Below are 12,512 nucleotides of genomic sequence, written 5' to 3' on the forward strand. Positions count from 1 at the left end.
CAATCTATTCAAACAATTATATTTCTCAAAACAGAACTATAAAACTAATGAATAGTCATAGCTCTTTATTTAGCAACCCATGATCTATACTATGCTAAAGAAATAGATGAACTCATTTAATGGCAAAGCTATGCTAACTGATAATGCCCTTAAAAGCTTAATCCATACACCATTTATTCTTCTTACACTTTTTATTTTCCGTCACTTAAAAAATTACCCGATTAGACATTTGACTACTCAAGAAAAATTATTGGCACAAATGGTTTTCGGCGACATGCTTGATTGTGAACGGCCTAAAATTATTGCTACGCGCTACCTCCCTTGGCAGACTTGCGGTATTTTCATGGCCCCAAATGGGAATATTTATGTCAATCCTGCTGATTACAGCGAAAATTACGCTTTAGAATCTAAGTTTATGCAGGGTATTTTTATTCACGAACTCACACACGTCATGCAATATCAAAAAGGCATTCATGTACTACTTAAAGGTGCTTTATTACAATCAGCCTATTACCTCAGCTTTAAAAGTTACAATCCCTACAAATATACCTACCACCCTAACAAGGCATTTAGTACGTATAATATTGAACAGCAAGGCGAAATTGCGCGCGACATTTGCTCAGGAAAAATCCCGAATATTATCTGTTCACCTCAACTTCATTTGTAACTAAATAATCAATCTCGCTTTGAACGTAACATTTTTTGCGTAATGTAAATGAGAATTCTTATAAATCAGAAATACTTATCTAAACTATAAAAGTAGGCTTACTCAATTCAAATTATTGAAAAAAATAGAACAGACTTATTCCAAATTAGCTTGTGATAAGGCAGTATACAAACAATAAAAATAATGAAGCCTGTTTCTATTCTATACAGAAAATCTCGTTATTTTTACGCAGAAAATATGGGATTGGTATATATTATTGATCTTGACATTTTTGTTTACTATTTTAATTGTTTACTATCGTATCATACACATCGTTGAAAAATTATATCCATAAAAATCAACACTGTGTGTATCTATATTCGTTATGATCTAGGATTAGGTTTGAATGAAAAGTTTTAAAGTTGCCCTTGCTCAGTTTTCTCCGCATATTGGCAATATTGACTCAAACACCCAAAAGATGATTGAGCAAGTAAATCAGGCGAAAAAACAAGACGCTGACCTGATTATTTTTCCCGAGCTTTCTGTTATTGGTTATCCAGCTGAAGATCTATTGTTACGTCCAAATTTAAATAAACGTATGCAAAAGGCCTTTGCACAACTTGCCGAAGTTAAAGACATTGTTATGGTTTTCGGATTTGTAAACCAGACAGAAGATGGTCAACGTTATAATTCTGCTGCTGTCATGAAGGACGGTCAAGTTTTGGGTGTTTTTAATAAACATAATTTACCAAACTATGGCGTCTTTGATGAAAAACGTTATTTCCAAAAAGGCCATCAGCATTTGGTGTTTGAATATCTTGGACATAAATTTGGTGTATTAATCTGTGAAGATATCTGGTCAATTAATACAGTCAAACAGTTGAGCCAATTAAATGTTGATACTGCTCTTGTACTCAACTCATCACCATATGAAGTCGGTAAACCACAACACCGTATACAGACCTTGAGTGAACTTGCAAAACAACTTCATCTAAATATTGTTTACGTTAACCAAGTGGGTGGACAAGACGATTTAATTTTTGATGGCACAAGTTTTGTCAGCAATCAAAATGGTGAAATTGCTTTACAAGCACCGAGCTTTAAAGAAGACATTTATATTGCTGAATTTGACCGTGATACAAAGTTATTTAAAGACACTGAGTCTGCTCCTGCATTAGAAACCTTTGCTGAGATCTATCAAGGTTTAGTCATGGCAACTCGTGACTATGTAGAGCGCTCAGGATTCCCTGGTGTGATTTTGGGTCTTTCTGGTGGTATCGACTCTGCCCTTACACTTGCGATTGCTGTTGATGCAATCGGAGCAGAAAAAGTACAAGCTGTAATGATGCCTTATACCTACACTTCTCAAATTAGTGTAGAAGATGCGGCTGAACAAGCTCGCCGTATGGGTGTAACTTTCGGTATTGCTGAAATTCACTCAATCGTAAATAGCTTCATGCAAACTTTGTATCCTTTCTTTGGTAATTCACCAGCTGACGCAACGGAAGAAAATTTACAAGCGCGTGCTCGTGGCACATTGCTTATGGGCTTATCAAACAAGTTCGGTAATTTAGTCCTTGCTACAGGAAATAAATCTGAACTTTCAGTTGGCTACTGTACGCTTTATGGCGATATGGTTGGTGGCTTTGCGGTTCTAAAAGATGTTTATAAAACTATCGTGTTTGAATTAGCAAAATACCGTAATAGCTTAAGTGAAACTCCGGTTATTCCTGAGCGTGTGATTACTCGCCCACCTTCTGCAGAACTTCGTCCAGATCAAAAAGACCAAGACTCTTTACCAGCATATGATGTATTGGATGCCATCCTGTATGCATACATTGAAGAAGATTTAGGTCAGGCCGACATTATTGCCAAAGGTTTTGATAAAGAAGTTGTTGAAAAAGTCATCCGTTTAGTTGATCGTAATGAGTACAAACGTCGTCAAGGTGCGATTGGCCCGAGAATTACTTCTCGTGCATTTAGTCGCGAACGACGTTATCCGATTGTCAACGGTTGGACAGCGAATGACTGAGCAGAAAAACTCATCAAAAACTACCGCACTTGCTCAAGCACTTTTGCTTGAGCAGGTGGAATTTTTTAAAAAACAATTATCTATAGAAAACTCACCTATTTATTTCCAGCAGTTCATACAACTGTTTATGCAACATGCTGATGAAATCAAGCTACATGAAGTTGTTGATTTAGAGCAATTACAAGCCGTTGTGAAACGCTATGCTTTTGAAATGCAGCTAGGGGCCGGTTTACTTGAGTTTATTGGGGAAATTGCGCAGCGTATCTATCTATCCGCCATGAAGTCTCCAATTCAGTTACAAGATTTAGTCTCTGACCACCAGTTTGAAATGTGGTTATCCAAATTTTTGGAAATGGAACATATTCCTCATTATCTCAATCAGTTTTTAAGAACCAGCTCTTCTGTACAACAACTTTGCCAATACATTGCAACTTCAACCTTAGAACAAAAATTACCTAAATTTCTAACAGCACCTAGAGTGGATGACTACCATTTTGAATGGCAACATAAGCTCAAAAAATTCTCATTTTTACAACAACAGCGCCTTGAGCATAAACTTGAAACTTGGATTGCCGGCTTTATTCATGAGCAACTTACAGAATTAAGTCTTTTATCGAGCGAAGATTTAGAAAGTCTAGTGCGCCATGTTTGGGAAGATATTAGACATAAAAAAATGTATGAGTTTATGAAACAGCTCACTCCTCTCGATGTAGAAGAGTTCTTTGTTTTAATTTATGAATATTGGAAAGAATTACGCCAATCAGAATTTATGCAAGATCTGATTTTGTATGGCGTAGAAGTTTTTTATGATTTTTATAAAGATCAGAGTTTATTTGAAGTATTAAGTGAGATTGGGTTAACCGAAAGCGACTTACAAACAGAGGCTTTACGTTTTTATCCGAAGGTGATGGATGCCTTTAATGAGCACGGTATTTTAGAACCATTACTTCAAGCGCTTTTAGCTCCTTTTTATCAAAGTCCCAAAACACTCGATATGATTGAAAAACATTTTAATGAGTAAAAAATAGATAAAAAGAAACCACGCAGGAGCGTGGTTTTTAAAATGGTGGCTATGACGAGACTTGAACTTGTGACCCCCGCATTATGAGTGCGGTGCTCTAACCAACTGAGCTACATAGCCGTAAACTGTGTGCGCATTATCTATAGTTCTGTATAGCAGGTCAATAGGTAAAAACCCTTAATGCCCATCAATTGAACAAATAAGATTCAGATCATCATTATTTGTTCTTTTTTTAGCAATTTTTACTTTAAACAATTGATCGGCCAAAGAAATATATTAAAGATCTAATACTAATTTTTTACCTTTAGCTCTCGATACACAAATCATCATGCTCTTCTGTGAAGCCTTTTCTGCATCACTTAAGTATTGATCGAAGTGCTCAGCTTCACCTTCTAAAATAGCAGTTTCACATGTGCCGCACACTCCTTCACGACATAAGCATTCCACATCAATATTTAATGTTTCGATGGCTTGTAAAATTGTCTGATTACTTTGTACTTCAATTTCTTGATTAGACTTAGCAAGTACTACCGTAAATGCTTCACCATCCTCAGGAACTGTTGAAGCAAATTGCTCCCAGTGGATATATTCATCGCGGTAACGATGCTTATTACAGCAATCAATCACAGCATCAATCATGGGTTTCGGCCCACATACATAGACATGTGTGCCTTTAGGTTGCGATGAAATCAATTCATCCAAATTCAATGTACAGCCTTCTGAGTCAACATAACTAAATACATGCTCGGCATGTTTCTGCTTTAGCTCATCTAACAAAGCCGCATGTTCAGGCGAGCGATAAGCATAATGTAGCTCAAAATCAACACCGCGTGCCGCAAGTTCATCCATTTGCGGCAAGAATGGTGTAATGCCAATTCCACCTGCAATTAAAATATGTTTATTGCCTGTTTCGGCTAATGGAAATAAATTTTTTGGTTCTGAAATCTGAATTTCACAGCCCTCATTACACTGATCATGCATAAACACTGAACCACCCTTACCTTCCACATCTTTACGAACGCAGACTTGGTACGTCGATAGGTCTTGTGTACAGCTCATCAATGAATAGGCATTTGAAAGCTGTTCATTCATTTTGACAATAATATGGCTTCCCCCACTAAATCGAGGAAAGTTCTGCCCATCTTGACGTTTGAACGTAAACCGTTTGATTAAAGGGGTTAGCTGCTCCACATGAGTAACAACCGCCGGGAACATTTCATAATGACTAGCCATATTAGAATCCTTCTTTTACCGCATATTCTTGTTGTTAGGGCTTATCCTTAAAGCCCTAAACACATATATTTAATGATCATGAACTCTTCAAGACCGTACTTTGAACCTTCACGCCCAACACCTGATTGTTTCACACCGCCAAAGGGTACAACTTCATTTGAAATTGCTGTGGCATTCATACCGACCATTCCATATTCAAGCTGTTCTGACACTCGCCATAAACGTGAAATATTTTCGCTATAAACATAAGCGGCCAAACCAAAGATGGTGTCATTTGCTTGAGCAACAACATCAGCCTCATCTGTAAAACGAATGAGTGGTGCAACTGGACCAAAAATTTCTTCTTGGACAATTTCCATTGTACGGTCAACATTCGTTAAAACTGATGGTTCATAAAACGTTTGCCCTAAAGCATGCTGTTTGCCGCCACAAGCTACCTTAGCGCCTTTACTTACCGCGTCATCAATCAATTGCTGTGCTTTTAACACTGCTTTTTCATTAATTAATGGGCCAATTTGCACGCCATTTTCAAGTCCATTACCGACTTTAAACTTTTGTACTTCTTGTACAAACTTCTCAGCAAAAACTTGATAAATATTGTCATGTACATAAATGCGGTTAGCACAAACACAGGTCTGGCCTGCATTACGGAACTTGGCAAAAATCGCACCTTGTACAGCTTTATCTAAATCGGCATCATCAAACACAATCAGAGGAGCGTTACCGCCTAACTCAAGTGCCAACTTTTTAATAGTACTTGAACACTGCTGCATCAATAAACGACCCACTGGTGTTGAGCCAGTGAAGGTCAATTTTTTCACTTTTTCATGTGAAGTAAATACAGAGCCAATTTCTTGAGATTTACCGGTCACAACATTAAGCACACCAGCCGGAATACCTGCTTTTTCTGCAAGTTTCGCAATCGCTAACGCGCAGTAAGGTGTTTCATTTGCTGGCTTAATGACAACCGTACATCCTGCTGCTAAAGCGGGAGCTGCTTTACGGGTAATCATGGCGATTGGGAAATTCCACGGCGTAATAGCAGCCACGACACCCACAGGTTCTTTACTAATAATAAAACGCTGCTGATTATTGACCGTTGGAATCACATCGCCATAAATACGTTTGCCTTCTTCGGCAAACCATTGAATAAATGATGCTGCATAACGCACCTCGCCTTTCGCTTCTGCCAAAGGTTTTCCTTGCTCAATGGTCATGATTAAAGCAAGTTCATCGGTATGATCGAGAACCAGTTTGTACCAAGCTAATAAAATATCTGCACGATTTTGGGCAGTTAAAGCCTTCCAACTTTGCAAAGCAGTATAAGCAGCCTCAACTGCTTGAGTAGCCTCAGCCGCTCCCATATTTGGAATTGTGCCAATTTCTTCGCCTGTTGCTGGGTTAGTCACTGGAACCGTTGCATTTGACTGTGCAGCTAACCATTGCCCGTTAATATAGGCTTGTTGCTGAAATAATTCAGTACTTTGTAAACTCGACATATCATCTTCCTAACTGAAGAATCAGGTGCAAGTCATCTTTACACCTGAATAAATCCATTTATTTTATTTGTGATGCTGCGCCACTAAATGTTGGAAGTAAGCAATACCATGTTCACTGATACCAGAGCGTTGTTTATCAGTCATGATACGGCCTTGACCGCGATAACCACGTGATTTCAAACCACGCTGTACGCTTTCGACCAAGTTCAAATCTTCAGGACGGAATACATTACGATACCACTCAATCAAATCTTTCTGATCTTGAGTAAGTTCTTCGTTCGTGAAGTAAATATCGTAATGCTGCAAAGTCGTTTCTGCATCAACTGGGAATTCATAGATCACAGTCATGAAGTTGCTGCCCGGTGGTACGTTGAACATTGTGCAAGGCCAAGTCCAGAAACCATGAAACTCAGGATCAGTTACCGATGGATCAAGCTTAAATGACTTCTCAGATGAGCGTGCAAAGCCATATTGCAATGTCCAGTTTTGATGTGTTGTGTGCCAATATTTATCAACTTGTACCGAGTCGGCAAAGCCAGGATGCGCTGGTCCACAGTGGTAACACTCTAGATAGTTATCAACAATCACTTTCCAGTTTGCTGGAGTTTCTGTCACAAAACGTGCCGCCAGTTTCAAATCTTTAATTACGCTACATGCTTGATTTAAACGCTCAGCAAATTCCGGAAGCTGGTCTTCTACACAAGTCGCATTTTCATCCATATTAATGAAAACAAATCCTGCATATTCCTCAACCTTTAAAGGAACCATGCTTGAGTTTTCTTTGTCAAAAGATTCAACATGGTCACAGTTACGTGCCAAAGCCAAGCTACCGTCTAGCTTGAAAGTCCAAGCATGGTATGGGCAAGTAATTACATTTTTTGCTTTACCACTGCCACTTAAAAGCTCATGACCACGGTGCGGACACACATTATAAAACGCACGTAAAACACTATCTTTATCACGAATGATGACAATATTTTCACCAATTACTTTACGGGTAATATAGTCATTCGGTTGTGCCAATTCACTGCCATGTGCAACACAAATCCAGCTTTTAGCAAAGATTGCTTCTTTCTCATGCTCAAAAACTTGCGATGAAGTATAGAAAACTTTAGGAAAAGTCCATGCAACATCTGGGTTTGCACAAAAATCTTCAGGTAATTTTTCAACTGCACTCATGTTATTACTCCATTAAATTCTTTTCGTCCAAATGACTCGATATTAAATTGATGTCTTTTCAACACTGCCAAACATGCGGCGTATTGCACTCAGCATGTTTTGATATAACTGTTGAACTTCAGGGCAATCACGCATGAGACGTAAACTGCCATGTAATAAACCTTTGCCTAAATGGAACTCGTTAGGGATACCTGCTTGTTCCAATTTTTGGGTAAGGAAATAACCGTCATCACTTAAAGGGTCATATTCTGCAACGGCTACAAAACTGGCAGGCATATCTGAAAAGTCCGTTGCCAATAAAGGCGCTAGACGTAAATCCTGCCAATCTTGTGAGTTAGGTGCATATTCCTTTAAATAAAAATGCATATCTTCGGTTGTTAATAACGGCGCATGGGCATGCTTTTGTGCGGCTGGTGTATCAAGTGCTGTAGTTAAACACGGATAAACCAAAGCCAGACCTTGAGCTTGCAAACCACTATGCTGTAGATGCACTGCAAGGGCTGCTGCTAAGTTACCGCCTGCGCTATCGCCTGCTAGAACGATATTTTCGCTATCAATCTGCCAGTCAGAACTATGTTGTTTAAGCCATTGATAGACTACTAAACAGTCTTCAAAAGCTGCTGGAAAGCGATGCTCTGGTGCCATGCGGTAATCCACACCAATGACAACTGCATTTAAGTCCTGACATAAATAACTGGTAATAAACTCATGTGAATCGAGTCCACCGACCATCCAACCACCACCATGTAAATACAACACACACGGCCAACCAGCTTCAGGTCGTTTAGTTTTTGGTGAATAGATGCGAACAGGTACCGGATGCTCTGCATTTGCAACAACACGGTCTTCAACTTCGATCTTGCCATCACGAGGCAAAGTGTAGTGTCGGCACATCGCGTCATATGCTGCACGAATTGAGTCAATATCCGCATCTGCTGGTGAATAAATGCTGCTCCAGTACACTAGGCTTTGCATTTCTTCACTTAAAACATACGTGGTCTGTTCACATGTAGTCATTACCGTTCCCTCTAGCTGGTTTTTCTATCCAGTTTGATTGAGCTTGCAAGCTCAAGCTGCATCCGTTTTGCATGTTCATCTTGAGACTGGTTTAAACCAATTTCCGCATCATCATAACCTTGTTGCTCAATTAAATGCGATGGGACTTTGGCATAATCCTGAATCAGCCATTTCACTAAGCCATAGGTTTGAATCAGAATAATCACGATGAACGGTAAAGCCGTCACAATAGTTGCCGTTTTCATGGTGTCTAAAGGTGCCTTACTAAAGATCATGGCAATCGGAACCAAAGTCAGCATGACACACCAGAACAGACGGGCATTTGGCGATGGATCTTGTCCTTCACTTAAACCACGTGTACATGTTGCTGAAACCGCATACCCGACCGCATCCATATGTGCTGCCAAGAACACCACCATAATGCCGAGGAAAATCCACATCATCAGCTTTCCAGCAGGTAATAGGCTGAGCAATTGTCCAATTGCAACCTCACCACCCTGTTGGCTTAAGATTTGCGGTACATTTACAGCTCCATGAATAAAGCTATAAACACTGTAGTTTTCAAACACACCAAAGATGAACCAGAGACCAACACTGCCACCAATTACCATGGCAAAGATCACTTCTTTAATGGTACGGCCTTTAGAAACACGTGTTACAAACAGCGCCACACCCGGTGCGTATGAAATCCACCATAACCAGTAGAAAACAGTCCATTCACGAGTAAACTTGCCATCGCCCATTGGGTCGGTAAACAAGCTCATGTCGACAAAGTTGGTTGCCATTAACCCAAAACTCATTAATGAATTATTCAAAATGAATTGAGTCGGACCAAAGCAAAGTACATAAATCGCAAATAACACTACACCCAAGCACACCATGTGACTTAAACGCTGCATACCCTTATCCATACCTACATACGAACTGAGAGCAAACAGAACCGATACTGCCAAAATAATGATTACTTTGGTCATAAAGGTATTTGGAATACCTGTAAGCTGAGACAAAATATTGGTAAATGTCACGGCGGTGAGTACTAATGAAATCGTCAATGCACCAAACATGCAAAGCAAGAACATAAGGTCAACTAAACGTCCAACCACACCGGTTGATTTAAAGCCTGTTACAGCCTCAATCACAGAAGCCAAACTCAACCCTTTGTTTTTTCTCACATGGTAGCTGTAGCACAAAGAAATTGATGCCAAAGCATAAATTGCCCATGCACTTAAACCTGAGTGAAAGAACGAGTAAGCCACGCTATATTTCAATGCTTCTGCTGACTCAGGCGGTAAGCTCAAACCCGGAGTTTGATAATAATAAGCCCAGTCCAAAAAGCCCCAGTACAATGTAGAAGACCCAATGCCTGACAAAATGAACATAAAAATCCATGACATTGTGGTGTATTGAGGCTTTCCTTCACCGAGTTTGATTTTGCCGTATTTACTAAAGGCCAGACCAAAAGTAAAAATAATAGCTAAAAAAGCAAACAGTAATACTGGGGTTGTAAATACCGACGTCGTCCACTGCATCCATGTTGCAGCAATCTTGATCGACTCTTGCGAATAAATCGCCAAACCAGCAACTGAAATAAATACAAACAGTAAGCTGGTTACGGCAAGAACTTTATCCGTATAAATTTTTGTGTTTTGATTATCCATATCCCTACATCCATTTTTGGATGGCGTTATTCCATAGCGAATACGTCCATTTTAGTTTGGGCTACACACGATGCAATTGCATCTCCTACCTCATAAGTTTTTGCCTGACCACCGATATCGGCTGTTTTTGGCCCATTAATTAATACATTCTCAATCGCCTGCATAATGTCCTGACCTGCTTGAATGCAGCGTTCATCATCGTCGCCAAAGAACTCGAACATCATGGCACCCGACCAAATCGCAGCAATTGGGTTGGCAATTTGTTTACCGTAAATATCTGGTGCTGAACCATGTACAGGTTCAAACAATGATGGAAATTTTCTTTCTGGGTTTAAATTTGCCGAAGCCGCTAAACCAATGGTTCCTGTACATGCAGGACCTAAATCGGAAAGAATGTCACCAAATAAATTCGATGCAACAACCACATCAAAGCGTTCAGGTTGTAAAACAAAACGAGCTGCTAAAATATCAACATGCTGTTTATCAGCCTGAATTTGTGGATATTGTTTTGCCATCGCATCAACACGTTCATCCCAGTACGGCATACTAACTGCAATACCATTGGACTTAGTCGCTGCTGTAATTTTTTTCGCATCGCGCTGATTTGCAAACTCAAATGCATAACGCAAAATTCGGTCTACGCCATGACGTGTAAATACTGCTTCTTGTAAAACAAATTCTCGGTCTGTTCCTTCAAAAGCTTTACCACCAATGGCCGAGTATTCACCTTCACTATTTTCACGAACCACGTAAAAATCGATATCGCCCGGTTTTTTACCTACCAATGGACATTTCACACCCGGCATTAGGCGCACTGGACGTAAATTCACATATTGGTCAAAACCACGACGGAACTGGAGCAGCGAACCCCAAAGCGAAATATGGTCCGGCACTTTATCCGGCCAGCCTACAGCGCCAAAATAAATCGCATCGTAGCCCTGTAAAGTTTCGAACCAGTCATCTGGCATCATTTTGCCGTGCTCAAGGTAGTAATCGCAGCTTGCCCAATCGAAAGCATCTAGCTGAAGCTCAATACCATGCTTTTCTGCTGCTGCCTTTACAACCTTAATGCCTTCTGGTAGAACTTCTAAACCAATGCCATCGCCTGCAATCGTGGCAACTTTATATCTTTTTGCCATAAGCTTCCTTCACACCTTCGACTAATATCCTTGTATGGCTTAAACATGATGTTTTAAGCAAAAATGATCAACAACAGAACTATCACTCCAATGGACACGGATCGTGAATAATCTACCTAACCTATCGGATTTAAAGGTTTTTTGCACAGTCGCCAAACTAAAAAGTTTTGTCGAATCTGCTGAGGAACTTGGGACATCGCCAGCTTTTATTAGCAAGCGAATTAATATTTTAGAAAACACGTTAAGCTGCAAACTCTTTCATCGCAGCACGCGTCATGTCAGCTTAACGGAAGATGGCAAACTCATCCTTGAGAGAGTTTCAAATATTCTTGAAGAATTTGATGAAGTCTGTGAACTGGTCAATAACCCACTCAGTACACCTACAGGTCGTATGGATATTATTAGTAGCTTTGGTTTTGGCAGAAAACATATCGCACCAATTCTGTCTAAATTAATGATGCTTTATCCAAAGCTCCAAATTCATTTTGACACCATCGACAATACTAAAGACCTGATTCAACACAGTATCGATTTGGACATTAGAATTGGTAATGAAATTGCGCCAAACATGATTGCGAAGAAGTTAGCTTCTAATTTTCGAATTTTGTGTGCAGCGCCAAGCTATTTACTTAAACATGGCGTACCAGACAGCATTGAAGATTTACAATCACATGACTGTTTAACAATTAGTGAACGCGATCAATCCTCGGTACTCTGGAAATTTAGGCATGCTTCTGAAGATGTCTCGGTACATATCAAACCACGTTTTGTTTCAAATAATGGTGAGATTATTCATCAGCTTGCCATAGAAGGTCACGGTATTATTTTCCGGTCAATTTGGGATGTTGCAGATGAATTAATTACCGGTCAACTCCAACACATTTTACCTGAGTACTGGCAAGATGCAGATATTTGGGCGGTTTATCCATCACGGCTTAAAAGCTCATCTAAATTACAGACTTGTATTTTGTTTATTCAAAACGAGCTACTCAATCGTTTACAGCATGTTCAAAACCTAAACCGAGGGCAACTCATTTCTCCAGCAGTTAAACGAGAACCACCGCCTGAAAAAGTCTTTCTATGAAAAA

Annotated in this window: 10 protein-coding genes and 1 tRNA gene; 4 read left to right on the forward strand and 7 right to left on the reverse strand. The window is 39.7% G+C overall.

The features are described from left to right. Positions 1–106 precede the first annotated feature (106 nt). From HLV59_RS14385 to HLV59_RS14395, 3 genes are all read left to right on the forward strand, one after another. Positions 107–667, forward strand: coding sequence for a hypothetical protein (locus HLV59_RS14385; protein WP_171430243.1), 561 nt, complete (start codon positions 107–109; stop codon positions 665–667). 385 nt (positions 668–1,052) lie between these two features. Next, on the forward strand, positions 1,053–2,678 hold the full coding sequence (locus tag HLV59_RS14390) for an NAD+ synthase (RefSeq protein WP_171430244.1): 1,626 nt from the start codon (positions 1,053–1,055) through the stop codon (positions 2,676–2,678). Then, a complete protein-coding gene (locus tag HLV59_RS14395) occupies positions 2,671–3,699 on the forward strand; it encodes a hypothetical protein (RefSeq protein WP_171430245.1) in 1,029 nt (342 codons plus the stop codon). The genes HLV59_RS14390 and HLV59_RS14395 overlap by 8 nt, the downstream gene beginning before the upstream one ends. A gap of 43 nt (positions 3,700–3,742) precedes the next feature. Here the strand turns inward: HLV59_RS14395 and HLV59_RS14400 are convergent. The 7 genes from HLV59_RS14400 to HLV59_RS14430 all read right to left on the reverse strand — a co-directional run bounded on the left by HLV59_RS14400 (position 3,743) and on the right by HLV59_RS14430 (position 11,424). Beyond that, positions 3,743–3,819, reverse strand: a tRNA-Met gene (locus HLV59_RS14400). A 156-nt stretch (positions 3,820–3,975) separates the two neighbouring features. Then, a complete protein-coding gene (gene cntB, locus HLV59_RS14405; RefSeq protein ID WP_171430246.1) occupies positions 3,976–4,932 on the reverse strand; it encodes a carnitine monooxygenase, reductase subunit CntB in 957 nt (318 codons plus the stop codon). Positions 4,933–4,979: 47 nt separating this feature from the next. Next, a complete protein-coding gene (locus HLV59_RS14410) occupies positions 4,980–6,431 on the reverse strand; it encodes an NAD-dependent succinate-semialdehyde dehydrogenase (RefSeq protein ID WP_171430247.1) in 1,452 nt (483 codons plus the stop codon). Positions 6,432–6,494: 63 nt separating this feature from the next. Continuing rightward, on the reverse strand, positions 6,495–7,610 hold the full coding sequence (gene cntA, locus HLV59_RS14415) for a carnitine monooxygenase subunit alpha (RefSeq protein WP_171430248.1): 1,116 nt from the start codon (positions 7,608–7,610) through the stop codon (positions 6,495–6,497). Positions 7,611–7,652: 42 nt separating this feature from the next. Next, positions 7,653–8,627 carry an alpha/beta hydrolase gene (locus tag HLV59_RS14420; RefSeq protein ID WP_171430249.1) on the reverse strand — a complete coding sequence of 325 codons (975 nt, stop codon included), beginning with the start codon at positions 8,625–8,627 and terminating at the stop codon, positions 7,653–7,655. A gap of 11 nt (positions 8,628–8,638) precedes the next feature. After that, on the reverse strand, positions 8,639–10,285 hold the full coding sequence (locus HLV59_RS14425) for a BCCT family carnitine transporter (protein ID WP_057074931.1): 1,647 nt from the start codon (positions 10,283–10,285) through the stop codon (positions 8,639–8,641). A gap of 26 nt (positions 10,286–10,311) precedes the next feature. Further along, the gene (locus HLV59_RS14430) at positions 10,312–11,424 is read right to left on the reverse strand and encodes a tartrate dehydrogenase (protein WP_031947543.1); all 1,113 of its coding nucleotides are present in this window, start codon (positions 11,422–11,424) and stop codon (positions 10,312–10,314) included. Between the two features lie 103 nt (positions 11,425–11,527). Between HLV59_RS14430 and HLV59_RS14435 the strand changes: the two genes are divergently transcribed. Next, positions 11,528–12,508 carry a LysR family transcriptional regulator gene (locus HLV59_RS14435; protein WP_009393747.1) on the forward strand — a complete coding sequence of 327 codons (981 nt, stop codon included), beginning with the start codon at positions 11,528–11,530 and terminating at the stop codon, positions 12,506–12,508. Positions 12,509–12,512: the final 4 nt, after the last annotated feature.

The organism is Acinetobacter lactucae (genome assembly GCF_013122135.1).
Classification (GTDB): Bacteria; Pseudomonadota; Gammaproteobacteria; order Pseudomonadales; family Moraxellaceae; genus Acinetobacter; species Acinetobacter lactucae.